This window comes from Streptomyces sp. Z423-1, from assembly GCF_013009255.1.
Lineage (GTDB): Bacteria > Actinomycetota > Actinomycetes > Streptomycetales > Streptomycetaceae > Streptomyces > Streptomyces gossypiisoli.
Window position 1 is genome coordinate 2,000,160 of record NZ_CP053109.1, and the last position, 24,915, is coordinate 2,025,074.

General features: G+C 72.7%; 24 protein-coding genes and 1 pseudogene. 7 read left to right on the forward strand and 18 right to left on the reverse strand.

The features are described from left to right. Positions 1–121: 121 nt before the first annotated feature. The 8 genes from HJD23_RS09145 to HJD23_RS09175 all read right to left on the reverse strand — a co-directional run bounded on the left by HJD23_RS09145 (position 122) and on the right by HJD23_RS09175 (position 8,022). Positions 122–1,501: a YcaO-like family protein gene (locus HJD23_RS09145; RefSeq protein ID WP_171116210.1), complete on the reverse strand. Its 1,380-nt coding sequence runs from the start codon at positions 1,499–1,501 to the stop codon at positions 122–124. Beyond that, positions 1,498–2,991, reverse strand: a complete 1,494-nt coding sequence (locus HJD23_RS09150) for a CocE/NonD family hydrolase (RefSeq protein WP_171116211.1) — start codon at positions 2,989–2,991, stop codon at positions 1,498–1,500. Before HJD23_RS09150 ends, HJD23_RS09145 begins: the two co-directional genes overlap by 4 nt. Next, complete coding sequence (locus HJD23_RS09155) at positions 2,988–3,809, reverse strand: hypothetical protein (RefSeq protein ID WP_171116213.1); 822 nt, start codon at positions 3,807–3,809, stop codon at positions 2,988–2,990. The genes HJD23_RS09150 and HJD23_RS09155 overlap by 4 nt, the downstream gene beginning before the upstream one ends. A gap of 96 nt (positions 3,810–3,905) precedes the next feature. Beyond that, positions 3,906–4,019 (reverse strand): streptamidine family RiPP, encoded by a 114-nt coding sequence (gene amiA / locus HJD23_RS43650; RefSeq protein WP_240980669.1) that lies wholly within the window; start codon positions 4,017–4,019, stop codon positions 3,906–3,908. 58 nt (positions 4,020–4,077) lie between these two features. Beyond that, positions 4,078–4,899, reverse strand: coding sequence for an ABC transporter ATP-binding protein (locus tag HJD23_RS09160; RefSeq protein ID WP_171116215.1), 822 nt, complete (start codon positions 4,897–4,899; stop codon positions 4,078–4,080). 17 nt (positions 4,900–4,916) lie between these two features. Next, positions 4,917–5,924, reverse strand: a complete 1,008-nt coding sequence (locus tag HJD23_RS09165) for an iron ABC transporter permease (protein WP_171116217.1) — start codon at positions 5,922–5,924, stop codon at positions 4,917–4,919. Beyond that, positions 5,921–6,961 (reverse strand): iron ABC transporter permease, encoded by a 1,041-nt coding sequence (locus HJD23_RS09170; protein ID WP_171116219.1) that lies wholly within the window; start codon positions 6,959–6,961, stop codon positions 5,921–5,923. Before HJD23_RS09170 ends, HJD23_RS09165 begins: the two co-directional genes overlap by 4 nt. Positions 6,962–7,044: 83 nt before the next feature. Further along, positions 7,045–8,022, reverse strand: a complete 978-nt coding sequence (locus HJD23_RS09175; RefSeq protein ID WP_171116222.1) for an ABC transporter substrate-binding protein — start codon at positions 8,020–8,022, stop codon at positions 7,045–7,047. A gap of 107 nt (positions 8,023–8,129) precedes the next feature. Here HJD23_RS09175 and HJD23_RS09180 point away from each other — a divergent pair, with 107 nt between their 5' ends. Further along, positions 8,130–9,329, forward strand: a complete 1,200-nt coding sequence (locus HJD23_RS09180; protein WP_171116223.1) for a hypothetical protein — start codon at positions 8,130–8,132, stop codon at positions 9,327–9,329. Between the two features lie 45 nt (positions 9,330–9,374). On the opposite strand, the gene HJD23_RS09185 is transcribed toward HJD23_RS09180, so the two are convergent. After that, complete coding sequence (locus tag HJD23_RS09185) at positions 9,375–9,671, reverse strand: hypothetical protein (protein ID WP_141307831.1); 297 nt, start codon at positions 9,669–9,671, stop codon at positions 9,375–9,377. A 260-nt stretch (positions 9,672–9,931) separates the two neighbouring features. On the opposite strand from HJD23_RS09185, the gene HJD23_RS09190 reads away from it, so the two are divergent. Together HJD23_RS09190 and HJD23_RS09195 are read left to right on the forward strand one after the other, a co-directional pair. Then, a complete protein-coding gene (locus HJD23_RS09190) occupies positions 9,932–10,780 on the forward strand; it encodes a lipase (protein WP_171116225.1) in 849 nt (282 codons plus the stop codon). Positions 10,781–10,881: 101 nt separating this feature from the next. Continuing rightward, positions 10,882–11,772 carry a GNAT family N-acetyltransferase gene (locus HJD23_RS09195; protein WP_171116227.1) on the forward strand — a complete coding sequence of 297 codons (891 nt, stop codon included), beginning with the start codon at positions 10,882–10,884 and terminating at the stop codon, positions 11,770–11,772. Positions 11,773–11,823: 51 nt separating this feature from the next. On the opposite strand, the gene HJD23_RS09200 is transcribed toward HJD23_RS09195, so the two are convergent. Further along, positions 11,824–12,807, reverse strand: a complete 984-nt coding sequence (locus HJD23_RS09200; RefSeq protein WP_171116229.1) for a hypothetical protein — start codon at positions 12,805–12,807, stop codon at positions 11,824–11,826. 210 nt (positions 12,808–13,017) lie between these two features. On the opposite strand from HJD23_RS09200, the gene HJD23_RS09205 reads away from it, so the two are divergent. Further along, complete coding sequence (locus HJD23_RS09205) at positions 13,018–13,251, forward strand: hypothetical protein (protein WP_232107653.1); 234 nt, start codon at positions 13,018–13,020, stop codon at positions 13,249–13,251. Between the two features lie 38 nt (positions 13,252–13,289). Here the strand turns inward: HJD23_RS09205 and HJD23_RS09210 are convergent, their stop codons facing one another. From HJD23_RS09210 to HJD23_RS09220, 3 genes are all read right to left on the reverse strand, one after another. Beyond that, positions 13,290–13,718, reverse strand: a complete 429-nt coding sequence (locus HJD23_RS09210) for a DUF6299 family protein (protein ID WP_171116231.1) — start codon at positions 13,716–13,718, stop codon at positions 13,290–13,292. A gap of 137 nt (positions 13,719–13,855) precedes the next feature. Beyond that, on the reverse strand, positions 13,856–14,254 hold the full coding sequence (locus HJD23_RS09215) for a RidA family protein (protein WP_171116233.1): 399 nt from the start codon (positions 14,252–14,254) through the stop codon (positions 13,856–13,858). Further along, entirely contained in the window at positions 14,251–15,594 is a 1,344-nt protein-coding gene (locus HJD23_RS09220) for an acyl-CoA dehydrogenase family protein (RefSeq protein ID WP_171116236.1), read from the reverse strand. Before HJD23_RS09220 ends, HJD23_RS09215 begins: the two co-directional genes overlap by 4 nt. Before the next feature lie 137 nt (positions 15,595–15,731). On the opposite strand from HJD23_RS09220, the gene HJD23_RS09225 reads away from it, so the two are divergent. Beyond that, positions 15,732–17,336, forward strand: a complete 1,605-nt coding sequence (locus HJD23_RS09225) for an AMP-binding protein (RefSeq protein ID WP_232107652.1) — start codon at positions 15,732–15,734, stop codon at positions 17,334–17,336. A gap of 15 nt (positions 17,337–17,351) precedes the next feature. Continuing rightward, a complete protein-coding gene (locus HJD23_RS09230; RefSeq protein ID WP_171116240.1) occupies positions 17,352–18,164 on the forward strand; it encodes a PaaX family transcriptional regulator C-terminal domain-containing protein in 813 nt (270 codons plus the stop codon). Between the two features lie 40 nt (positions 18,165–18,204). On the opposite strand, the gene HJD23_RS09235 is transcribed toward HJD23_RS09230, so the two are convergent. Both HJD23_RS09235 and HJD23_RS09240 read right to left on the reverse strand, forming a co-directional pair. Further along, a complete protein-coding gene (locus HJD23_RS09235; protein ID WP_171116242.1) occupies positions 18,205–20,535 on the reverse strand; it encodes a bifunctional salicylyl-CoA 5-hydroxylase/oxidoreductase in 2,331 nt (776 codons plus the stop codon). A gap of 2 nt (positions 20,536–20,537) precedes the next feature. Next, the gene (locus tag HJD23_RS09240) at positions 20,538–21,365 is read right to left on the reverse strand and encodes an enoyl-CoA hydratase family protein (protein ID WP_171116244.1); all 828 of its coding nucleotides are present in this window, start codon (positions 21,363–21,365) and stop codon (positions 20,538–20,540) included. Between the two features lie 357 nt (positions 21,366–21,722). Here HJD23_RS09240 and HJD23_RS09245 point away from each other — a divergent pair, with 357 nt between their 5' ends. Next, positions 21,723–22,181, forward strand: coding sequence for an ATP-binding protein (locus tag HJD23_RS09245; RefSeq protein ID WP_171116246.1), 459 nt, complete (start codon positions 21,723–21,725; stop codon positions 22,179–22,181). On the opposite strand, the pseudogene HJD23_RS43655 reads toward HJD23_RS09245, so the two are convergent. From HJD23_RS43655 to HJD23_RS09255, 3 genes and pseudogenes are all read right to left on the reverse strand, one after another. Then, positions 22,120–22,320 (reverse strand): annotated as a pseudogene (locus tag HJD23_RS43655) (amino acid permease); the annotation flags it as partial. The gene HJD23_RS09245 and the pseudogene HJD23_RS43655 sit on opposite strands and share 62 nt — an antisense overlap. A gap of 183 nt (positions 22,321–22,503) precedes the next feature. Beyond that, positions 22,504–23,511 (reverse strand): ornithine carbamoyltransferase, encoded by a 1,008-nt coding sequence (gene argF / locus HJD23_RS09250; RefSeq protein ID WP_171116248.1) that lies wholly within the window; start codon positions 23,509–23,511, stop codon positions 22,504–22,506. A gap of 85 nt (positions 23,512–23,596) precedes the next feature. After that, positions 23,597–24,820 (reverse strand): arginine deiminase, encoded by a 1,224-nt coding sequence (locus HJD23_RS09255; RefSeq protein WP_171116250.1) that lies wholly within the window; start codon positions 24,818–24,820, stop codon positions 23,597–23,599. Positions 24,821–24,915 lie beyond the last annotated feature (95 nt).

Below are 24,915 nucleotides of genomic sequence, written 5' to 3' on the forward strand. Positions count from 1 at the left end.
CCTGGGGGCGGCCTCACGGGCGTGCTTCACGGGACCGGCCTCACGGACCTGCTTCACGGAACCGGCCTCACAAGCGTGTCCCCCGGGACCGGCCTCACCGGCGTGTTCCACGGCGCGGCCCTCACATGTGCGGCGGAGGAGCCAGCGTGAAGTCCTCCGGCGCGCTCGGTGCGGTCGGCCGCCAGCCACGGGCGACGGCGGCGTCGGCGAGGCGCGGGCAGCCGAAGTAGCCGAAGGCGGCTGGGGCGTTGGGGAGGAGCTCGGAGACGAGGACCCGCGCGACGCGCAGGGACGTCTCGGCCACGTCCTCGGTGGTGAGGTCGAACGTCATGACGCGGTGGCCGCCCTCGTGCAGCGCACGTTCCAGCCGGTCCCGGCTGCCGGGCTCGACCGCGTCGATGGACACGGTCCCGTGCGCGGGCCCGGTGAACCGCCGGGCCTCGGGCGCCATCCGCTCGTCGAGCCACACCTGCACGTGCGCACCCAGGTCCCGTACGTGCTCGAACTGGTCGCCGCACACGTCGAGATAGCGGCCGTCGGCACGGTGGTCCAGGTACAGCCCTCGGGCCAGCAGCCCGGCCTCGACGGCCTGGAAGACCCAGCCGCCGGGGTCGGTGAGACCTTGGGTGAAGACCCAGGTGTGGACGGCTTCGAGGACGGCCTTGCGGGCGGCCTCGGCCGGGTCGTACTTGCAGGCGAACCCGGCGGCGTACAGACCGAGCCGCGGGTCGTGGACGAGCGCGGCCATGCAGGGGGCGAACTCCGAGGGCATCTCGACGAGATGGACGTCGAGCGCTGATCCGGCCAGGTCGTCGGTGAGGCCGGGCACGGTGGCCGGGTCGATGCCGCGGGTGGGGCCGTCGAGGTGCCACCACAGTTCGAGGGCGTCGCGTTCGACGATCTCCAGCAGGCCGCGCTCGACCGCGTCGTCGAAGCCCTGCCCGGTGGCTATTCCGGCGTAGTTGAGGTGGTGGGTGCGCGGCAGCGAACGCAGCTCGCCCTGGCGCCAGTTGAGGTGCGTGAGGGCGACGGGCGCCCAGACCTCGGCGGTCCGGCCCTCGGGCAGCCGTTCGATGCCGCGCGTCCACAGGGACGGCGTGTCGGCGGTGAGGGGGCGGTACGGGAACTTCTCACGGGCGTACTGCCAGTCGGCGTAGGACGGCAGCTCGCCCGGCCCGTACAGCCGCAACCCCTTCTCGGCCAGTTCGGCGGCCGTGGCACGCAGGGGCGCGTCGGGGTGGCCGGGCGGCGGCACGCGGTTGCCGCAGTACCGCTCGATCCCCTCCGCCATCGCCGCTGTGCGAGCCCCCTCGGGGTCGCCGAAGGTCGTGCCGAGCGACACCCGGTCGGCGGGCCACAGGCCGAGCCTGCGGGCGTCGGCGATCTCGGCGGTGAGCGCGGTGTAGCGGGGCGGTGCGCCCGCCGGGTGCTCGACGGGCTTGACCTTGCGGACGATGCCGCAGACGGGGTCGACGAGAGCTTCCAGCGGCAGCGCCGTCATCGCGGGATCTCCTCTGCGGGATCGGTGGCAGTGGGACGGGACATGAGCACGGGCAGCCGGAGCGCCACGCTCCCGGGGTCGACCTCGCGCCGGGAGGGGAGCAGCCGGGTGGCCGTGACCGGGTCGTCGCCGGTGTGCGGGTTGCGGGCGTGGGCCGGGAAGTGGTGCCCGGCGATCTCCAGGCGGAGCCGGGTGCCCGCGCGCAGCCGCCGCGCGAGCCTGCCGAGCCCTACGGTGAACTCGGCGGCCCTCCCTGGTGGTTCCTCGCGTCGGACGACGCCGACGGCGAGCCGCCGGGCCACCCCTTGCGGCGTGAGGGCGACGAGCCGGACGGCCCAGTCGGCGGACGGAGTGTGCGCGGTGGCCCGCAGCCGGACCTCCGCGTCCCCGATCACGTCCAGCGGACGCGGCAGCGGCGGGGTGACCAGCAGACAGCGGTCGGGCGGGCCGTCCGTGGGGACGGTCAAGTCCTCGGAGGACACGGGGTGTTCGGGGGCGGCCGTGAAGGACGAGCCGTGCAGCAGCCGTACTCTCTGCGTGCGCGGCTCCCCCTCCGTATCGGCCGGCATCCACAAGGGGCTGCCGCCCAGGCCGACCGCGCCGCGGTGCCCGCGGCCGAGGTCCCCGGCGAGGGCGCGGCGGGCCCAGCGCACGTACAGCTCCCCGAGGCTCACCCGGTGCGCCGGATCGGCGTCGGGTCCGGGCTCGGCGACGAGGCCGTGCCCCCAGGGTCCCAGCAGCAGCCGCGCCGACGGACCGCCCCAGCGGCGCCACAGCGCGACGGTGTCCTCGGTGAAGTGGTCGTGATGGCCGCCCACGGCGAGCAGAGGCATCCCGGCGTGCCCCGCTGCCGCGAGGAGTCCGCCGCGTCCGTGGTGCCGCCACAGGCCCGGCCAGGAGGGCAGGCTCCGGCCGAGCCGCTCGGGAAGACCGGTCAGCGGCAGATGGGTGAGTAGACCGGGGTCGGCGGAGAGGGCCTTGTCCAGGGCGCTCTCGTCGGAGTCCCGCCGGTCGCCGTGGGCGGCCCACCATCCGGCGCGGGCCAGCAGCCGTTCCACACCCGACGGTTCGCGAGCCGTCTCGGCGGCGCCCAGCGCGGGCACGGCGGCGATGACGGCGTCGGGCCGGGCGTTCTCGGGCGCGTCGAGAGCCAGGGCGAGGGCGCAGTGGGCGGCGTAGGAGGCGCCGACGGCGACCAGCCGCCCGTCGTTCCATGGCTGCCCGCGGATCCAGCGCGCGGTCGCCGCTCCGTCGGCGGCCTCGCTCTCGTACGGGTGCCACTCCCCCGGCGACGCGTACCGGCCCCGTACGTCCTGGGCCAGTGCGGCGAAGCCGCGGCGGGCCCAGCCGCGCAGCTCGGCGCGGTGCCGTCTGCGGTCGTACGGCGTGCGGACGAGGACGGCCGGGAAGGGATCCTCGCCATCCGGGAGGTGAACGTCGGTGGCGAGGCCCTCGACGACCACGGTGAACGGCGCTTCGAGCGACGTCATCCGGCCTTCTTCGGCATCGGGGCGACGTCGGGCACGGGCAGCACGGGGTGTTCGGTGACGGTCAGCGTGCGCAGGTCGACGCGCCGGAGCCGGCGCCGGGCGGGCAGGTCGCCGGTGTCGGGTGCGCCGGTGATCCACCGGCTGAGGTCGTCGGCGAGCAGGGCGGCCAGCAGCCCGGCAGCGGGGGCGGTGAGGTGAACGGGCGCGCCGGAGGTACGCGGCCCGCTCCAGTAGGCGGCCAGCTCGCGGTACGCGGGGGTGGCGGCGAGCCGACGGGCCCGGACGTGTGCCGAGGTGACGTCCCCGGGAGTGGCGGCGAGGGGTTCGACGTAGGCCTGCAAGCCCTCGCGGTGGCAGCGCAGCCAGGCGATGCCGCGCTCGGGCAGCCGGTCGGCGGCGTCCCACAGCCCTTCGGGGACGGGCCCGTCGAGGCACCACACGACGGCGGCGGGGTTTCCGGCAGACAGGTCGTCAGGAGCTGCTCTCGTCGGCTCGGCGCCCAGCGTGCGCAGGAGCGCGGCCAGCGGTTCCGTCAGTACCGGATCGCCCAGCACCCGCACCTCCCGGCGATCGGCGGGCCACAGCGGGCTCCGCGCTGCGTCCGCCAGATACCCGGCGCCCTCGAAGGCCCGGACGATGCGGTCGAGTTCGTCGTCCGGATCCCCCGCGGCCGTACCGGAGAGACGGGACAGCAGGGCGTCCTCGTCCGCGTCCCCGGTCCTGACGCTGAGGAACTCCCCCTCGGCCGTACGGACGGCGAGGCCCCGTCCGGGCACGGCGACAACCTCGACACCGGGTGCGAGCCGGCTGCGGGACACGTCGATCCTCCTGTGGGAAAAGGGGGCCTGGGGAGGGCGTGGGCCCGCCCGCAACGTGACGGGCGGGCCCACCGGTCGAAGGTGCTGGACCCTCGCTTACTCCTCGGTGTCCTCGAAGGGGTTCTCGACGAGCGCGTTGGAGTGGGAGGCCGAGTCGTGAGCCAGCTGACCCGGGTCGGCGATCGGCGCGAAGACCTGCTCGGTGTCCATGAACTCTCCTTCGTCATCAGGGAGATATGGCGTTCTGGTGAGCGCCACGCAGGGAACTCTAATGAATATGATTTTCATATTCTAGGGCTGGGAGAGGGTGATCTGGGTAACACACCGGCCAGCCCCCCTCGGGATCCCGGCCGACCCGGCCGGCCACCCGGAGCACGTCCGCGAGCAGCCCCGGCGTGACGACCTCCTTCGGTGTCCCGTCGGCCACCACGCGGCCGTCGCGCAGTGCGACGATCCGCTCGGCGAACCGGGCGGCGTGCGCCAGGTCGTGCAGCACCATCACGACCGTCAGGCCGCGTTCCTCGCGCAGGCGGACCACGGTCTGCAGCACGTCGAGCTGGTGGTGCAGATCCAGGTACGTGGTCGGCTCGTCCAGCAGCAGGACACGGGTGTCCTGGGCGAGCGCCATCGCGAGCCGCACCCGCTGCCGCTCGCCCCCGGACAGCGCGTCGACGTCACGCTCGGCCCACTGCTCCACGCCGACGTCGCGCAGGGCGCGGCGCACGACGGGGTCGTCGCCCTCGCGCAGCATGCCGAGCGGTCCGCGCGCCGCGTACCGCCCCTGCCGGACGAGGTGACGTACCGTCATGCCGGGTACGGCCGGGGCCGACTGGTGCAGCAGCGCGACCCGTCGGGCCGTGGCGCGCCGGGTCAGCCGGGCGAGGTCGTCCCCGCCGAGCAGTACGCGCCCCTCGTCCGGCCGCAGCAGCCCGGCGGCCAGCCGCAACAGGGTCGACTTCCCACAGCCGTTGAGGCCGATGAGGGCGGTCAGCTCCCCGGGTTCGACGGTCATGTCGACGCCCCGCAACACGGGTTGCCCGGGGTAGCCGAAGTGGACCCCCTGGACGTGGATCCCCACGGACTCGGTCATGCTGTCCTCCGTCGACATCAGAACGTACGGCTCGGCGCGCGGCGCACGACGACCAGCAGCAGCGCGGCCCCGAGGCAGGCGGTGAGGGCCCCGACCGGCAGCGTGAGCCGCCCGGAGTCCAGCGCGGCCGCCAGCAGCCGCGAGGACAGCTGCGCCGCCGCGTCCGCCCCGCACACCACGGCCGCGCCCACCAGGGCGGCGCCGGGCAGGGTCACCCGCAGGTCGGCGCCGAAGACGGCCACGGCGAGGTGCGGTACGAGCAGCCCGACGAAACCCAGCGCTCCCACGGCGGCCACCGCACCCGCCGTCAGCGCCACCGCGCACAGCAGGGCGAGGGTCCGGGCCCGCCGGGCGGACAGCCCGGCGGCGAGGGCGATGTCGTCCCCGCAGCGCAGCAGGGTCAGCGGCCCGGCCAGCAGCCAGGCGGCGGCTCCCCAAGCCAGCGCCCACGGCCACAGCAGGTGCCAGTGCGGCCACACCCGGCCCTCCGTGGTGCCGACGAGCCACTGGACGACGCTGCCGAGCTCGCCCGGATCGACGAGCAGCACCATGGCGGTGAGCCCGCCGAGCACCGCCGACACCAGCACCCCGTGCACGGCGGTCTGCGCGGGGTCGCTGCGGCCGCGCCCGGCGAGCAGCCACAGCAGCGCGGCCCCGGCGCAGCCGCCCACGCACGCGGCGACGACCACGGCGAGGGGCGATTCCCACCCCGCGAGTCCGAGGCTGGTCGCGGCGACGGCGCCGAGCACCGCCCCCGGCGTCACACCCGTCACCTCGGGCCCGGCCAGCGGGTTGCGCAGCGCCGACTGCAGGACCAGGCCCGCCACGCCGAGGCACGCCCCCGCACCGAGGGCCACCAGGAGGCGGGGCAGCCGGAGCTGGAGCAGGATGTGCCGTTCCGTCGTATCGCCGCCCCCGCCGAGGACGTCCCAGACAGCGGCCGGGGACATGCCCCGCCCGGCCACCAGTTCGACACCGGCGCACACGACGGTGAGTGCGACGAGCACCGCGAAACGGCGGCTCATCCGACCTCCTCCGAGGGGCGTGCGGGCACGGCCTGCGCACCCTGCGGCACCGAGCGCACGACAGCGGTGCCCGCCGGCCTGCGCCTGCCCGACCGGAGCAGGGCGACCCCGACGGGCACACCGACCAGGGCCGTCCAAGCGCCGACCGGCGTCTCGACCGGCGCCAGTGCGAGGCGGGCCGGGACGTCCGCGACGGCCACCACGGCGGCACCCCAGGCCGCCGACCAGGGCAGCCAACGCACCGCGCCCGCCGCGGGGGTGAACCACCGCGCCAGGTGCGGAGCGAGGAACCCGACCCATGCCACCGGCCCGCACACGGCGGTCACGGGCGCGATCAGTACGACGGCGATGGCCAGCGCGGCCAGCCGGGCCCGCTGGGCGCGCACCCCCAGCGCCTCGGCGTCCTCGTCCCCCAGCCGCAGCACCGACAGCACCGGCGCGCACAGCACGAGCGCGGGGACCGCGACGAGCAGCCACGGCCACAGCCCGGTGACGTCGTCCCAGGTACGGGCGGAGAGCGAGCCGAGCAGATAGCGGTAGATCAGCTGCAGGTCGAGCTGGTCGGCCGCCACCATCAGCACGAGCAGCGCGGCCTGCAGGGCGGCGGCGACCGCGGCGCCGGTCAGCAGCACGGCGGACGGGCTGCGCCCCAACCCGGCGGCGAGCAGCGTCAGTCCGCCGCCGAGCGCGGCCCCGCCGACGGCCAGCAGGGGCTGGACGGCGGCGGGCAGGGACAGCGCCAGCACCAGCGGCGCGGCCACCCCGAGCGCGGCCCCCGACGACACGCCCAGCATCTCGGGGACGGCCAGGGGATTGCGCAGCGCCTCCTGGAGCACGAGCCCCGCCGCGCCCAGACAGGCCCCGGCGACGAGCGCCAGCACCAGCCGGGGCACGCGGAGTTCGGTGACGACGATCCCGGCCAGTGTGCTGTCCCCGTCCAGCAGCGCACCGGGCAGCCGGTGCGGCGGGACGTAGGGGGTGCCCAGACTCAGCGCGCAGGCCGATGCGGCGACCGACAGGACGGCCAGGACGGGCATTTGCCATCCAGCTGCGAGGCGCCCGGACCGTTGTGCGCCCGATGCCGTGTCGCCCGCCGCGGAGTGCGTCGCGGTGGGCGTGCTCACCGCAGTGCGGCCGTGGCCTCGTCGAGGATGATGCCCAGCGAACGGGTACCGCGCCCCTTGGCCCACACCTCGGAGTTCACCTCGTGGACGTCGCCGTTCTTCACCGCCGGGATCTTGCCCCACAGGGGGTTCTTCGCCAGCTTCTCCGACAGCTTGCCGTCCGCCTCGCCGAAGCTCAGCGTCTCGACGAACAGCACGTCGACGTCACGGGCGAGGATCTCTTCGAGGCTGTAACTGCCCTCCACGCCACGGGACTTCCAGGGGTAGTCGGCGAGCTTCGGGAAGAGGCTGGCGCCCACGTCCGTCTCCGGGGTGGCGACGCCGAAGTTCTCGTCACTGCCGTAGATGATGAGCGCGGTCTTGTCGCTCCTGGACTTCTCGGCCTCGGCGAGCTTGGTGCGGAAGGCCTTCTCGGCCTTCTCGCCCTCGGCGGTACGGCCGGTCAGCGCGGCGACGTCACGCAGGTAGCCCACGCTGTCCTCCCACGTCTCGGGCTGCATGGCCCAGAACGTGGTGGCGTCCTTCAGCGCCGGGGCGAGCTTGCCGTGCGTGTCCTCCAGGCCGATCACGAGGTCGGGCTTGTGGGAGAGGATCGCCTCCGCCTCGGGCGCGATGAACCCGCCGGGGATAATGTCGACCTCTTTCGCCTTCTCCTCCCCCAGGAAGTCGGGGTGGGCGAGGAGCGCGCTGTTCGTGGCCGTGGGGACGATGCCCAGCTCGGTCAGGATGTCGTCGCAGAGCGCGAACAGGCAGACGACGCGCTCGGGTTCCTTCTTGAGGGAGACCTTGACGCCGCCCGTGTCGGTCAACTCCCGTGTCGCCTTGATGGGTTCGACGGCGACGTCGGTCTTCGGGCCGGGCGCGGCGGCCCGCTCGCCCGCCGGTTCGGTGGCTGAGCCGCACCCGACCAGCACGGAACCCACCAGCGCTGCGGTGATCCAGCCTCGGACGTATCTCGACGGTGAGCGCAGCATCGATGCCCTCGCTTCTTCTCAGGGACCCCGGAACGACCCGAAGATACATGATAATCGTTTTCATTGTCCTCGACTCCTCAACAGTCCCTGTTTCCATGGAGGCACCGATGACCGCCGCCCCGCCCCTGCTGCTCGTCTCCGACCATGTGGAGGGATCCGTCCACGTACTGACCGTGCCGGACGGCACCGAGACGGACCGCCTCACCGGCCGTCACCTCTCCGAGCACGCCGGGTTCCTGGCGCTGCCGGGCGGGCGAGCGGCCTGCGTCGACGACCGCAGGGGCGAGCTGCTGGTGCTCGACCCCTTCGGTGACGAACTGGTGCAGGCCGCGGTCCCGGTCGCCGTACCGGCCGAGCATCTCGCCTGCGACCCGTCCGGCCGGTGGGTCGCCGTCACGACGGGCCTGGGCAAGAACGCCGAGCCGTGGTCGGACCTCCTGACCGTCATCGACCTCGCCACGGGAGCCGCGGCCCGGATACGCACACGCGTCGGCGAACCGGGGGTGACGGTCCTGGGCGACGACGATCCGCTGGTCGTCCTGCGGCACCGAGAGCCCGGCGCGCTGGCCGCCCACCGGTTCGCCGACCTGCTCGGGGCACCGCCCGGCTGCCCTCCTGTCACACCCCACGCAGACCTTCCGCTGCCGGACGACGGACACGGAGACGCCCAAGACCCCCAATGCGGCGAGGTGTTCGCGGCCACGGGCGACGGGGTGCACCGGGCCCGCCGCGAGGGCGACGCACTCGTCCCGGAGCCGGTGATCCCGTGGGGTTCGACCGCCCGGGGCTGGTACCTGCGGCTCGATCCCCGGCGGCGGGCGCTGTGGTCGACGCTGCGGGGCGGCCCCGCAGACCCGCTGCGGTGGCCGGAATGGACCAACCAGGCGTGGCGCCACGACCTGGGGACGAACCGCACCACTCTGACGGAACTCGGCCCCGGCCTGGTCTTCCGGCTGGCCCTCGCCCGGCACCACACCGCGTTCACCCGTATCCACCCGGACGGCGACGAACTGATCCTCCTGGACGCCGACGACACCGCCCGCCGCGTCCCCCTCCCCGCCATGGACGGGGCACCCCGCCGCGGCGGTACCCCCTGGGAAGGCGTCCAACGCCGTGCGGTGGCCGCCTCACCGGGCGCGGACTGGGTCGCCGTCACGCGCGGCGGTCACGGCCACGTCCACGTCTTCGACGCCCGAACAGGCGGCGAAGCGGCCCGACTCGGCCTGACCACACCCCTGCATCACGGCGGCCATGCGATGCTGCGCACGCAGACCGACGGCGCCGAGGGCGATCCGGTGGGCCGGTGACAGCCCGGCAACTCTTACAACGCGCCTGTGCTTGTTCACCGACAGCTATCGCTGAGGGACGGTGAGTTCACGGCCGCGGTAGAAACCCTCCCGCTCCTCGACGACGTAGGGGGCCATGGCCGCACGCCGCTGCTTCTCCGGCTCGGAGTCCCGCCAGGAGTCGCACGCCTCCTTCGAGTCCCAGAACGAGACCCCGGTGATCTCCAGTCCGTCCTCGGACCAGTAGGCGAAGGCGCGGCGCAGACCCTGTGGGTAGGGATCGGGGCGCCATGACCTCTCGAACTCCTCCAGGCTGCCCGCCCGAAGGCGGCGTGTCGTCACCCAGACGAACTGCTCGTCCATCGCGGCCTCCTCCACTGGGCCGGATCGGTTCGACGGCCCTCTCAGGACCACCGTAGGACCGAGGCACCGCGCGCGCCTGCGCGGCCGTCGGCGGAGGCCGATGTGCATGTTTGACCGGGATCGGCCAAAGTGAACCGTAGCGATGGATGGAATTGAGCCGACTACCGCAACGTTTCCCATGTAGGCGCATCCAGTTCTGCAGTCCAGTTGTCCAGCTCTTCCGCCACGCAGGACGGGCGCCGTTCGTGCAGGGAAGGTGAATGGCTACGGGCATTCCTCTCAGGCCGCAGCTGACGGTCCCCGGGCTGTCACCGGCGCGCGGCGTAGGTGTCGAGGCGAGCAGGGCGGTCGTACGGCTGGCCCGGCTCCCCCTCGACATCGCCGCGGAGGGCGTCGGGCAGCTGACCGGGCTGCTCGGTCGTGCCCGGCACGGGCGACCGGCGGGCCCGGCCGACCCGCTGCCCGCCGATTCGGGGATTCCGGTGCTGTTGGTGCACGGGCTGGCCGACGGCGCGTCGGTCGTCCCACCGCTGGAGCGCGAGCTGCGCGGCGACGGCGTGGGCCCCTTCATCCAGGTCGCCTGCAACGCGTTCGGCCCGGACATCCGTACGGCGGCCCGGTCGCTGGGCGACCAGGTCGAGCCGGCCTGCGCCCAGGGCGCGGGGCGGTCGGCGGTCGTGATCGGGTACAGCCTGGGCGGGCTGATCGCCCGCTACTACGTGCAGCGGCTCGGTGGCGACGCGTACGTCCCGCTGGTGATCACGCTCGCGACGCCGCACGGCGGGACCGCGACCGCCCTGCTGGCCCCGGCCCATCCGCTGCTGCGCCAGCTACGGCCCGGAAGCGAGCTGCTGACCGAACTCGCCGAACCCGCCCCGGGATGCCGCACCCGGTTCGTGGCCTTCCACAGCGACCTGGACGAAGCCGTCATCCCGGCCGCCAGGGGCCGCATCGACCATCCGGACCTCAAGGCCCGCAACGTGCTGGTGCCGGGCGTCGGCCACCTGACGCTGCCCCTGCACCGGCCGGTCATCGCCGAGATGCGCGCGCTGCTGGCGGCGGCCCAGCTCACGTTCGCTGTGAGGCCACAGGACGGCGGCTCTCCGTAGGGCGCCTGCGGGACAGTCACCGTTTCCCGTGACAGCGGGGGCCGAACGGAGGACGCTGAAGAGAGCCGGTAACGACGTCAGCACCTGTGCGGACGGACACCATGGCCTCTTCGCCCAGCCCCGAGAGCGGGTCGACGGTGCGCCCGTACCGTCCCGACGACGAACCGGGGGTGCGAGCACTGATCGACGCCGACCGGCTGCCGGGACAACCGCGCTGCACCCCGGAGAGGCTGGCCACCGCGCGGCACGGTCCGGTCCCCCCGGCCGGCTGGGCGGTGCCGGCTCGGCCGGAGATCAGCGTGCTGGCCAGTGCCGGGGACCGCCCTCGGGGGGTCATCGCCTATCTGTCCTGGGCCGATGTGCGCACCGGGCTGATCTGCTGGGTCCACGCCCACGAGGATCCGCCTGCCCTGCGTGCCCTGATCGGGCACGCCCTCGCCGCGCTCGCCCACTGCGCGCTGATCGAGGCGTTCGTCGGTGGTCCGCCGGGGCCGCTGGGACCGGGCGGGCTGCCCCGCACCCACCGCGGCGCCACACACGACGCTCTGCTGCACAGCGGCTTCACCGGGCGTTGCCAGAGCCGCTATTTGTACTGCGCGCTGTCTGCCGCACCTCGGTCGGCGAAGCTGGTCGCCGAGGTCGTCCCCTGCGACTTCCCGCCGGGGCAGCGGCTGATCGTCCGCGAGGCGGCCGAGCCGGTCGCGGAGGCCGTGGTCAGCGTGGGACCCGACCGCACCGCGACCGTGTACTGGATCGAGACTCTGCCCAGTCACCGCCGCCGTGGCATGGGCCACGAGTTGCTCGGCCAAGCCCTGGCCCTGCTGGCCGAGCAGGGCGCCACCGAGGTCGCGCTCGTCGTCGACGACCCGCCGCACCCCGGCCGGGACTGCCAGGCCGCGCCCCGGCTCTTCGACTCCTTCGGCTTCACCCTCGTCGACCAGCTGTGGACCTATCAGTGCCGACACCCCCGGGTCGCGCGGTCTGCCGCGTGAGCCCGGGGTGCGCCGGTGAGAGCCCGGCCCGAAAGGCCGGTGCCAGGCCGGTCAGGCGGGGATGCGTTCGGCGGCGGAGAGGATGCTGGAGCGGGCCTGGTGGCGGCGCTCGTAGGTCAGCACCCGCCGGGTGAGGCTCTCCTCACCGTCACCGAGCCGCTTGATGATCTCGTCCTCGTCCATGCCGTCGTAGCCGGGCCAGGGCTCCGGACCGAGCAGGTCGGCGACCCTGCTCAGGATCGCGGGGCGGGCGGCGTGGGCGCGCTCATAGGCGCCGACGGTGGCCAGGTCCCGCTGGGGCAGGTGCGGGAGGCGTTCGAGGATCGTCCTGCTGCTGAGCCTGCGGTAGTCGGGGATCGGCAACTCGAAGTCCCTGATGAGGGCCCCCTCGGGTGCGCCCTGGAGCCGGTCGGCGCCCGGCATGCGCTCGGCCGTCTCGCGCAGCCAGCTGCTCCAGGCGCGGACCCCCTGGGCGGCGCCCGTGGCGGTCAGACCGTCGGCGGTCTGGGCGGCCGCCACCGCTGCCTCGGCGCGCTGCTCAAGATTGTTGCCGAGCTCTTCCAGCGCCTCCTCGTGGTCGCGGCGGATGGAACTGAGCAGCTCCGAGCTGGCGGCGTCCTGGGCCTCCTGGGCGATGCGCTCGGCGGCCCGGCAGATGGCCACGGCGTACGCGGTGACGGCGTACTCGTCCTCGACGTTCTTCAGCAGCTGGTGCTCCGTCGCCGGTCCACGCCCCCGGAACATGGCGCTGGGGACGGCCATGGTCACGCTGAAGGGCAGCCGGGCGGCCTGCCCGGTCAACCGCCAGGCATTTCCCCAAACGGTCTGCATCAGGCCGCGGGACTGCAGCGTTCCGAGACGTTCGTCGATGCGGTAGATGTGCCCCCGGGCGTCGCCGGCGCGGCGCTCAAGGACCTCCCGGTACTCCCCGGCGGGCGTGCCCGCGAGGTGGGCGTTGAAGCGGTTGGCCAGCGCGACTTCGGCCTTGCGGACCTCGCGCAGTGCCGGGACGAGCATGTCTGAAGCTACGGCCATCACGTTTCCTTCGGCTAGTCCGATGCTCGGCAAGATCGGCCGGTGTCCGGCCCTGTCCTACAGTGACCGGAAATGTCCACTTCTGCATCTTTGCCATTCGGGCCCGTATCGGTGTGCCCGCGTTGCTCGGGCTCACCGGCCCGGTGACGGATCGTGATTCACCCCAATGGGGGATTATCCTGGTCGAGCGACCTCTGTATTCGGCTGCTCATGCTGTCCGCGGGGGGCGAGATGAAAGTGGAAATGGTCCAGCGGGCCGCCAACGTGCTGTTCGACGTCCCGGACGACGCGCACGAGGAAATCATCACGCTCATCGGGGCCGTGGCCACAGACCGGACGACACAGGCCTCGGATCTGTCCGCGGCATTCGGTGACTGGTGCTGGCTTTTGTACACCCGCCATGGTGACGTGATCGAAGTGCTGGATGTCGGGTGCGCCCGGTGACAGTACGGTGCGGGCGCACCCGGGTCCGAAGAGGCCGGTCAGTTCTTGGCCAGCCGGACGTCCTGCTGCTGTGTCGCGTGGAAGGTGGGCAGCGGCAGGCCGCCCTGCGGGCGCAGTTCCATGAGCGTGGCCTCGACCTTGGCGGTGCCCGCCTTCAGTACGCGGTTGTACGGCTTGCCGGTGTTCTCCCAGCGGTGCTCCTTGCCGTCGCACACGGCGAGGGAGCCGCCGATGCCGTGCCGGACCGACAGGTCGCTCTGGGCGATCATGGAGCTGACGAAGACCGGTCCGGTGCTGCCGACGCAGCGGTAGGTGCCGGTGAGGGTGATCGTGCCGTCGGGGGCGATCCGGCCCTTGGAGTCGACGGTGACCGACTCGTGCGATTCGGCAGCGGCCGGTGTCGAGGGGGTGGCGGCGAACAGGGCCAGGGCGGCGGCGGCCGCGCCGAGCGCAGGGCGCAGGAACATGGAAGGACCTCCTGAAGTGGGGCCTCCACTGGTACCGGGCGCCCGCGCCCGGGAGCGTGATCGTCACCCCTTCGGTGGCGAGTCCGCCCGGCCGTCCGGGAACTGCTCCCGGACGGCCGGGTGGTCGCTCCCTGGCGTCAGGGCAGCACGGCGAATCCGTCGAGTTCCACCATCGCCGCCTCGTCCCACAGCCGTACGACCTCGACGACCGCCATGGCCGGGTAGTTCCGTCCGGCCAGACTCCGCCATATGCGGCCCAGTTCGGGGGCGTGGGCGCGGTAGGCGGCGACGTCGGAGGCGTAGACGGTGACGCGGGCGAGGTCGGACGGGGTGCCGCCGGCCGCGCGCAGGGCGGTCAGCAGGTTGCCGAGCGCCCGCTCGAACTGTTCGGGGAGCGTGTCGCCGGTGATCTTGCCATCGGTGTCGAGGGCGGTCTGACCGGCCAGGAACACCAGCCGGGAGCCGGTGGCGACCACGGCGTGCGAGAAGCCGGTGGCCGGGGAGAGGTCGGGCGGGTCGATGCGCTCGGCGGTCACGGTCGGGCCTCCAGGGTGGCGTACAACTCCTTGGCGATGATGCCGCGTTGGACCTCGCTCGCCCCCTCGTAGACGCGCGGGGCGCGCACCTCGCGGTAGAGGTGTTCGAGCAGATGGCCGCGCCGCAGCGCCCGCGCGCCGTGCAGCTGGACCGCCGCGTCGACGACGTACTGCGCGGTCTCGGTGGCGAGCAGTTTCGCCATCGCGGCCCGCCGCGGGACGCCGTCCGCGCCGTCGTCGTACGCCGTCGCCGCCGCGTAGACCATCAGGCGGGCCGCCTCCGTGCGCAGGGCCATCTCGGCGATCTGGTGGGTGACTGTCTGAAGGTCCCTCAGCTTGCCGCCGAAGGCGTCCCGTTGGGCGGTGTGCACGAGGGCGGCGTCCAGCGCGGCCTGTGCCATCCCGACGGCGAAGGCGCCGACGCTGGGCCGGAACAGGTTGAGCGTGCCCATGGCGACCCGGAAGCCCCGGTCGACCTCGCCGAGCACGTCGTCGGCGGTGACGGGCACGGCGTCGAAGTGGAGGGCCCCGATGGGGTGCGGGGAGAGCATGTCGAGCCCGGTGCCGGTGAGGCCGGGCCGGTCGGCCGGCACCAGGAAGGCGGTGACCCCGCGCGCGCCCGCATCCGGGGTCGTACGCGCGAAGACGGTGTAGAAATCGGCCTCGGGAGCGTTGGAGATCCAGCACTTCTCGCCGCTGAGCCGCCAGCACCGGGAGCCGTCGGCCTCGGCGGACAGCGAGGCGCCGGTCGGTACGACACCCGGCCGAGCGACCGAAGCACCACCCCCCGGCAAACCACCGGCGCCAACCACCGAAGCGCCGCCACGCGGCAGAGCACCGGCACCACCCACCGAACCACCACCCTGCGTGGCCAAGCGGGCGGACGGCGCATCGTCCACCTCGCCGTCCGGCACGCCCCCCACAACGGCCTCCTCCGGCTCCGCTCTCAGCGACAGTGCCGCCGCGTCCGAGCCCGCGCCCGGTTCGCTCAGTGCGAAGGCGGCCACCACGCTGCCCTCGCGTACCCCCGGCAGCCAGCGGTCGCGCTGTTCGGGTGTGCCGTGGGCGTGGACGGGGTGGGCGCCCAGGCCCTGGAGGGCGAGGGCGGTCTCGGCCTCGGTGCAGGCGTAGGCGAGGGACTCGCGCATCAGGCAGAGGTCGAGGGCGCCGGAGGTGAAGAGGCGGTCGAGGAGGCCGAGGCGGCCGAGTTCGGCGACGAGGGGGCGGTTGACGTGGCCGGGTTCGCCCTTCTCGGCGAGCGGGCGCAGCCGTTCGGCGGCAAGGGTGCGCAGCTCGGCGCACCAGGCGGCTTGTTCCGGTTCGAGTGAGAATGCGGGCACTGCCGGTCCTCCCTCCGGAGCGGTCTCACCCGACGGTATCGCGCTCCATTGACTGCCGTCACCAACGCGATACGCTCCTGGTGCGAGCCCACCACGACGCCCACCACGACGCCCACCAGGCAAGGGGGCGAACCACCATGGACGATCGTCCGATCCGCTCCGCCCACCTCGACACCTTCGCGCGCGACCACCTCCCCCCGCGCGACCAGTGGCCGGACCTCCGCTTCGACCTGCCGGAGCTGCACTACCCCGAACGGCTGAACTGCGCCGCCGACCTCCTGCACGGCCCGCCCGACGACCGCCCGGTGTTCCACACCCCGCACGGCCCCACCTGGACGTACGGCGACCTGCGCGCCCGTGTGGACCGGCTCGCGCACGTCCTCACCGGTCACCTCGGCATCGTCCCCGGCAACCGTGTCCTGCTGCGCGGCCCCACCACGCCCTGGCTGGCCGCCTGCTGGCTGGCGGTGCTGAAGGCGGGCGCGGTCGCCGTCACCGTGCTGGCCCAGCAGCGCCCGCACGAGCTGAGCACGATCTGCGAGATCGCCCGCGTGCGGCACGCGCTGTGCGACATCCGGGCCGTCGACGACCTCGCCAAGGCGGAGATCCCGGACCTGCGGATCACGACGTACGGCGGTGACGCGCCCGACGACCTCCTCAACCTCCCGGCGCCCGGCACGCCGTATCCGGCCGTGGACACGGCGGCCGACGACGTGGCGCTGATCGCGTTCACCTCCGGCACCACCGGTCGTCCGAAAGGATGCATGCACTTCCACCGGGATGTGCTGGCGATCGCGGACACCTTCTCGAAGCATGTGCTGCGCCCCCACAGCGACGACGTATTCGCCGGCAGCCCCCCGCTCGGCTTCACCTTCGGCCTCGGTGGTCTCGTCGTCTTCCCGCTGCGGGCCGGCGCCGGCGCGCTGCTGCTCGAACAGGCGGGCCCCAAGCAGCTGTTGCCCGCGATCGCCGAGCACCGGGTGTCGGTGCTGTTCACCGCGCCGACGGCGTACCGGGCCATGCTCGGCGAGCTCGACGGCCACGACCTGACGTCCCTGCGCCGCTGCGTCTCGGCCGGGGAGAACCTGCCCGCGGCCACCTGGCGGGCCTGGCACGAGCGCACCGGCCTGCGCGTCATCAACGGCATCGGCGCCACCGAGTTGCTGCACATCTTCATCTCGGCGGCCGACGAGCACATCAGACCGGGGACCACCGGCGTGCCCGTCCCCGGCTGGCACGCGCGCGTGGTGGACGCCGAAGGGCGTGAACTGCCCGACGGCGAGCCGGGACTGCTGGCCGTGCGCGGCCCGGTCGGCTGCCGGTATCTCGCCGACCCACGGCAGCGGGAGTACGTGCGCGACGGCTGGAACATCACCGGCGACACCTACGTCCGCGAGCCCGACGGCTACTTCCGGTACGTCGCCCGCGCCGACGACATGATCATCTCGGCCGGGTACAACATCGCCGGACCCGAGGTCGAGGACGCGCTGCTGCGGCACCCGGACGTGGTGGAGGCGGCGGTCGTCGGCCGGCCCGACGAGGTGCGCGGCATGGCGGTGGTGGCCTACGCGGTCCTCAAGGAGGGCGCCGAACGGGACGCCGCGGCCCTGCGCGCCTTCGTCATGTCCGAACTCGCGCCCTACAAATGCCCCCGCGAGATCGTCTTCCTGGACGCCCTCCCGCGCACCGCGACCGGAAAGCTCCAGAGGTTCCGCCTGCGCACCGAAGGCGACCGGCAGTGATCCGTACGACCTAAGATGATCAACGTGTCCGACCAGCACGCTCCACGGTCCCTCATCGTCACGCTCTACGGCGCGTACGGCCGCTTCATGCCCGGCCCGGTACCCGTCGCCGAGCTGATCCGGCTGCTGGCCGCGGTCGGGGTGGACGCGCCCTCGGTGCGCTCGTCGGTGTCCCGGCTCAAGCGGCGCGGCCTGCTCGTCCCGGCCCGCACCGCACAGGGCGCCGCCGGTTATGAACTCTCCCCGGACGCCCGCCAGTTGCTCGACGACGGCGACCGGCGCATCTACGCCGCCGCGCCGCCCGAGGACGAGGGCTGGGTGCTCGCGGTGTTCTCCGTGCCCGAGTCGGAACGGCAGAAGCGGCACGTGCTGCGCTCCCGCCTGGCCGGGCTCGGCTTCGGCACGGCCTCACCCGGCGTGTGGATCGCCCCCGCCCGGCTCTACGAGGAGACCCGGCACACCCTCCAACGGCTGCGCCTCGACCCGTACGTCGACCTCTTCCGCGGCGAGCACCTCGGCTTCGCGCCGACCGTCGAGGCGGTCGCCCGCTGGTGGGACCTGGCCGCGATCGCCAAGCAGCACGAGGCGTTCCTCGACCGGCACGCGCGCGTACTGCACGACTGGCAGCGGCGCACCGACACCCCGCCCGAGGAGGCCTACCGCGACTACCTGCTCGCCCTGGACTCCTGGCGTCATCTGCCGTACGCCGACCCCGGCCTGCCGGCGAGCCTGCTGCCCGCGAACTGGCCGGGCGTGCGGTCGGCGGCGGTGTTCCAAGGGCTGCACGAGCGGCTGCGGGACGCGGGGGCGGTCTTCGCGGGCCTCTGACCGCGCATGCCCCTGACCCTCACGGCCGGGACGGCCGACCTCAACTGCTGAGTGTCAACCGGGGTTTGGGGGCGTCGGTGCGTCCGGTGCGGGGTGGGCGGCTGCCCGCACGATAGGGAGCGGGCCAGACGACGCCCGGACCGTCGTACCCCTGCTCGGCCGCCGCGTGCAGGGTCCAGTGCGGGTCGTACAGGTGCGGGCGGGCCAGCGCGCACAGGTCCGTGCGGCCCGCCAGGATGAGGGAGTTGACGTCGTCCCAGGAGGAGATCGCGCCGACCGCGATCACCGGGACGCCCGCCTCGTGCCGGATCCGGTCGGCGTACGGCGTCTGGTACGACCGCCCGAACTCGGGCCGCTCCTCGGCCACCACCTGCCCGGTCGACACGTCGATGGCGTCGGCACCGTGCGCGGCGAAGGCCCGGGCGATCGCGACGGCCTCCTCGGGCGTGGTGCCGCCCTCGGCCCAGTCGGTGGCCGAGATCCGCACGGTCATGGGCTTCTCCTCCGGCCACACGGCCCGTACGGCGTCGAAGACCTCCAGCGGGAAGCGGAGCCGTTTCGCGAGCGAGCCGCCGTAGGCGTCGGTGCGCCGGTTGGTCAGCGGGGAGAGGAAGCCGGAGAGCAGATAGCCGTGGGCGCAGTGCAGTTCGAGCAGGTCGAAACCGGCCCGCGCGGCACGCAAGGCGGCGGCGGTGAACTGTTCTCTTATGTCGGTGAGTTGGGCGCGGGACAGCTCGCGCGGGGTCTGGCTGCCGGGCTTGTACGGCAGCGGGGAGGCGGCCACGAGTGGCCAGTTGCCGTCGTCGAGCGGCTCGTCCATCCCCTCCCACATCAGCTTGGTCGAGCCCTTGCGTCCGCTGTGGCCGAGTTGCACGCCGATTCCGGCGCCGGGTGCCCGGCTGTGCACGAAGTCGGTGATCCGCCGCCAGGCCTCGGCCTGCTTGCCGGTGTACAGGCCCGCACAGCCGGGGGTGATCCTGCCCTCCGGGCTCACGCACACCATCTCGGTCATCACCAGCCCTGCGCCGCCGAGCGCGCGGGCGCCGAGGTGGACGAGGTGGAAGTCGCCGGGGACGCCGTCGACCGCCGAGTACATGTCCATCGGCGAGACCACGACCCGGTTGCGCAGGGTCAGGCCGCGCAGCCGGAACGGCGTGAACATCGGGGGCGTGCCGGGCGGGCAGCCGAACTCGCCCTCCACGGCCTCGGCGAAGTGCGCGTCGCGCAGCCGGAGGTTGTCGTGGGTGACGCGGCGGCTGCGGGTGAGCAGGTTGAAGGCGAACTGGCGGGGGCGCTGGTGGAGATGGAGCGAGAGGTTCTCGAACCACTCCAGGCTGGCCCGGGCGGCGCGCTGGGTGGAGGCGACGACGGGCTTGCGCTCCTCCTCGTACGCGGTCAGGGCCGTCTCGATCGAGGGCTGTTCCTGGATGCAGGCGGCGAGGGCGAGGGCGTCCTCGACGGCGAGCTTGGTGCCGGAGCCGATGGAGAAGTGGGCGGTGTGGGCGGCGTCGCCGAGGAGGACGACGTTGCCGTGCGACCAGCGTTCGTTGACGACGGTGCGGAAGGTGGTCCAGGTGGAGTTGTTGGAGCTCAGCGGGCGGCCCGCGAGCGCGTCCGCGAAGATCTTGGCGCAGCGTTCGATGGATTCGTGCTCGCCGAGTTCGTCGAAACCGGCCGCGTGCCAGACCTCTTCGCGCATCTCGATGATCACGGTGGAGGCGTCGGGGGCATAGGGGTAGCCGTGGAGTTGCATCACGCCGTGCTCGGTCTCGGCGATCTCGAAGCGGAAGGCGTCGAAGGGGAAGTCGGTGGCCAGCCAGATGTATCGGCAGCGGTGCGTTGTGATGTGGGGGCGGAACGCGTTGGCGTACGTCTCGCGGGTGGTGCTGTGCACTCCGTCGGCGGCGATGACGAGGTCATAGGAGTTCGAGAGGGTGGCTGGGGGTGGGGCCTCGGTGCGGAAGCGGAGGTCTACGCCGAGGTGGTGGCAGCGGGTGTGCAGGATCTCCAGGAGGCGTTTGCGGCCGAGGGCGGCGAAACCGTGGCCTCCGGAGGTGTGGCGTACTCCTCGGTGGACGATGTCGATGTCGTCCCAGCGGATGAAGTGCTGTTGCAGGGCCTCGTAGACGGGTGGGTCGGCGTGTTCGATGCCGCCGAGGGTTTCGTCGGAGAGGACTACTCCGAAGCCGAAGGTGTCGTTGGGGGCGTTGCGTTCCCAGAGGGTGATCTGCCGATCCGGGTCGAGGCGTTTCAGTAGGGCTGCGGCGTAGAGGCCGCCGGGGCCGCCGCCGATGATTGCGATGCGTGGGGGGTGGCCGGTCTTCGCGGGCGGCTGCGGGTTCGTTGTGGTTGCTCGCTGGGTGGAGAGCATTCCTACCTCCCCTGCCACTTCGGGGGGCGCTTTTCCGTGAACGCCGCGTGGAACTCTGCGTAGTCGTCGCCGGTCATCAAGAGGGCCTGCGTTGATGCGTCCAGTTCCACCGCTGCCGCCAGCGGCATGTCCAGTTCCGCCGTCAGCAAGGCCTTCGTCTGGGCGTACGCCAGTGCCGGGCCCTCGGACAGGCGGCGGGCCAGGCGGTGGGCGGCCTCGTCGGCTCGGCCCTCGTCCGTCAGTTCGCTGATCAGGCCGATGCGCTCGGCCTCGGGCGCGCGGACCGGTTCGCCGAGCATGAGGAGGCGGGTGGCGTGGCCGAGGCCGACGACGCGGGGCAGCAGGTACGCGGCGCCCATGTCGCCGCCGGACAGGCCGACCCGGGTGAAGAGGAACGCGAAGCGGGCGCTGGGGTCCGCGACCCGGAAGTCGGCGGCCAGCGCGAGCACCGCCCCGGCGCCCGCCGCCACGCCGTGCACCGCCGCGATCACCGGGAACGGGCATTCCCGTACGGCCCGCACCACCTGGCCGGTCATCCGGTTGAAGTCGAGGAGCTGGGCGGTGTCCATGGACAGCGTGGCGCCGATGATCTCGTCGACGTCCCCGCCGGAGCAGAAGCCGCGGCCCTCGCCGGCCAGCACCAGGGCACGCACGGCCCGCTCGCGCGACAGCTCGGCGAGCAGGTCGCGGAGGTCGGCGTAGGCGCCGAAGGTGAGGGCGTTGAGCTTGTCGGGGCGGGCCAGGGTGACGGTGGCCACACCGTCGGCGCGGTGGACGCGCAGATGGCGCCAGGGCGAGGTGGGGGCGGCGGAGCCGGTGAAGGGACTCATGGGGTGCGGCCTCCTTGGGCGGGCACTGCCTCACTGACCTCTACCCCCTGAAGCTATCACTCATTCGTGACTGTCGTCAGGAGTGCGCGATAGGAGCAAGCGTGGGTGTCTCACCTGGTCACAGGGGTTCTGTCCGGTCACAGAAGTCACCGGACGTCAATAACGCGGTAACAGCGGGAGTACCCGGGCGAGGCCGGTCGTTCGCCGGGGTAAGCCGCACTCACCGGGCCGAAGGTCCCGGGCGGTGCCCGTCGTGAGACCCTGCCGAGGGGCGCCGTACCATTCCTAAGGTTGAAAGCAGGACAGCCTGGATCTCTCGGCACTCAGGACGCGCCTGCACCATGAACGGAACCAGCCTTGCACGAACGCCCCTCCGCCCCCGCCTCCTGGCGCATCGCGCTGCCGCACTCCGCCGCGGCCGTGCCCGTGGCTCGCGCACTGGTCCGTACGGCACTCACGGAGCTGGATCACGGCGCCGACAGTGACACCGCCGAACTGCTCACCGCCGAGCTGGTCGCCAACGCCGTGGAGCACACGGCGGGCAACGCCCCGATAGAGCTGGTCGTGGAGCTGCTGCCGACCGGCTGCCGGGTCGAGGTGCACGACCCCGACCCGGCGCCGCCGGGCAACCTCACGCATCCCGCCGACCGCGAGCCCGACCCCTGGCAGGAACACGGGCGCGGGCTGCTGCTGATCCGCACTCTGAGCGCGTCCTGCGGTCACCGCCCCACCGAGTCCGGCAAGGCGGTGTGGTTCAGACTGCCTGTCGTACCACGTCAGCGTCAGCCGCACTGGCCGCCGCGTCCGGCGACGTGACCTGCGCCATTCGGGAGTTGCGGCGCCCGTAGCCGAGGTACACCAGGAGACCGGCCGCGGGGTACAGCGGCACGCGGAAAGTGCGGGGCAGATCCGGCTCGCGGCGGCGCAGGGCGATCACCGCGACGTTGACGGCGGCCCGCACCGATCGCGGCGAGCGCGACCGCGCACTACAGCACGGTGACCACGCCGATGCGGACGAGGATGGCCTTCTGGTGGTGCGGGGTGCGCCGGGGTGGGGCGCGCGGCGGCCACGGAAGGGGTGGCTCCGGGCCGCGGGTCAGCACAAGGCCTGATCAAGCACGGTCAGGACCAGGACTGCTCAGGCGAGGGTGGCGACCAGGACCGCCTTGATGGTGTGCAGCCGGTTCTCCGCCTGATCGAAGACGATCGAGTGGGCCGACTCGAAGACCTCGTCGGTGACCTCCAGGGAGTCCAGGCCGTGCCTGTCGTGGATCTCGCGGCCGACCTTGGTGCCGAGGTCGTGGAAGGCGGGCAGGCAGTGCAGGAACTTCACGTCCGGGTTGCCGGTGGCGCGCAGCACGTCCATGGTCACGGCGTACGGGGCGAGCGCGGCGATCCGCTCGTCCCAGACCTCCTTGGGCTCGCCCATGGAGACCCAGACGTCGGTGGCGACGAAGTCGGCGCCCGCGACACCCTCCGCCAGGGATTCGGTGAGGGTGATCCGCGCGCCGCTGGTCTCGGCGAGCGCGCGGCCCCGGTCCACGATCTCCTGGGCGGGCCAGTAGGACTTGGGGGCGACGATCCGGACGTCCATGCCGAGCAGGGCGCCGGTGACCAGGTAGGAGTTGCCCATGTTGAAGCGGGCGTCGCCGAGGTAGGCGAACGCGGTCTCCTTCAGCGGCCGGGCGCCGTGCTCGGTCATGGTGAGGATGTCGGCGAGCATCTGGGTGGGGTGCCAGTCGTCGGTGAGGCCGTTGTAGACGGGCACGCAGGCGTACGCCGCCAGCTCCTCCACCTTGGCCTGGCTGTCCCCGCGGTACTCGATCCCGTCGTACATCCGGCCGAGCACGCGGGCGGTGTCCTTCACCGACTCCTTGTGCCCGATCTGCGAACCGGTGGGGTCGAGATACGTCGTCGACGCACCCTGGTCGGCGGCGGCGACCTCGAAGGCGCAGCGGGTGCGCGTCGACGTCTTCTCGAAGATCAGCGCGATGTTGCGGCCCCGCAGATACTGGGTCTCGGTCCCGGCCTTCTTGGCGGCCTTCAGCTCGGCGGCCAGCTCGATCAGGCCACGGAACTCCTCCTCGGTGAAGTCGGTCTCCTTGAGGAAGTGGCGGCCGGCGAGGGCGGTCGGGACTGTCGCCATGGGGGCGCTCCAGAAGTACAGGGACAGGGACGCTGGAAGTCTATACGACAGTCAGCATTTCTATGCGGGCGGCCCGGCGGCGGCTCTACACGGCGTCGCGGGCGACCGGACAGCTCATGCACCGAGGTCCGCCTCTGCCCCGCCCAAGCTCGCTGCCCGGGATCTCGATCACCTCGATGCCCTGCTTGCGCAGATGGGTGTTGGTGGTGGAGTTCCGCTCGTAGGCGACGACCACGCCCGGTTCGACGGCGAGCACGTTGCAGCCGTCGTCCCACTGCTCACGCTCGGCCGCGTGCACGTCCTGCGTGGCGGTCAGGACCCGGATCTCGCTCAGCCCGAGCGCGGCGGCGATCGCGCGGTGCATGTGCTCCGGCGGGTGGTCGGTGACCTTCAGCTCCTTCTCACCGACGCCCGGCTCGATGGTGTACGAGCGGAGCATGCCGAGCCCGGCGTACTGGGTGAACACATCGCCGTCGACCATGGTCATCACGGTGTCGAGGTGCATCAGCGCCCGCCGCTTGGGCATGTCGAGAGCCACGATCGTCTCCGCGGAGCCCGCCGCGAACAGCTTGTGCGCGAGCATCTCGACGGCCTGCGGGGTGGTCCGCTCGCTCATGCCGATGAGCACGGCACCGTTGCCGATCACCAGCACGTCCCCGCCCTCGATGGTCGACGGGTAGTCGGCCTGCCCCTCCGACCAGATGTGGAACCCCTCGTCGCGGAAGAGCGGGTGGTGCCGGTAGATCGCCTCGAAGTGCACGGTCTCGCGCTGCCGGGCGGGCCAGCGCATGGCGTTGATGGAGACGCCGTCGTAGATCCAGGCGGAGGTGTCCCGGGTGAAGAGGTGGTTCGGGAGCGGGTCCAGCAGGAAGTCGTCGAGGTCCATGACGTGGAAGCGCACGGAGATCGGTTCCGCGTGCGCGTCCAGGAACTCCCGCTTGGTCATCCCGCCGACCAGCGCCTCGGCCAGCTCCCGGGTGGGCAGCGCGTCGAAGGACGCCCGGAGGTGGTCGGTGGCCAGCGGGCCGTACTCCTTCTCGTCGAAGACCCGGTCCAGGATGAGCGCGCGGGCCGCCGGGATCTCCAGGGCCTCGGTGAGCAGCTCGCCGAACAGGTGGACGGTGACACCGCGGTCGCGGAGCACGTCGGCGAACCCGTCGTGCTCGGCGCGCGCCCGGCGTACCCACAGGACGTCGTCGAAGAGCAGGGCGTCCTTGTTGCTGGGGGTGAGCCTTTTGAGCTCTAGATCGGGCCGGTGCAGGATGACGCGGCGCAGCCGCCCGGCCTCGGAGTCGACGTGGAATCCCATGCCTCCATCCTGACCATTCGCGCTCCTGTTCACCCCCTCTTTCGGCCAGGGCTGTCCGGCGGATCAGGTCCCGCGTCACCGGGATGATCCGCCGG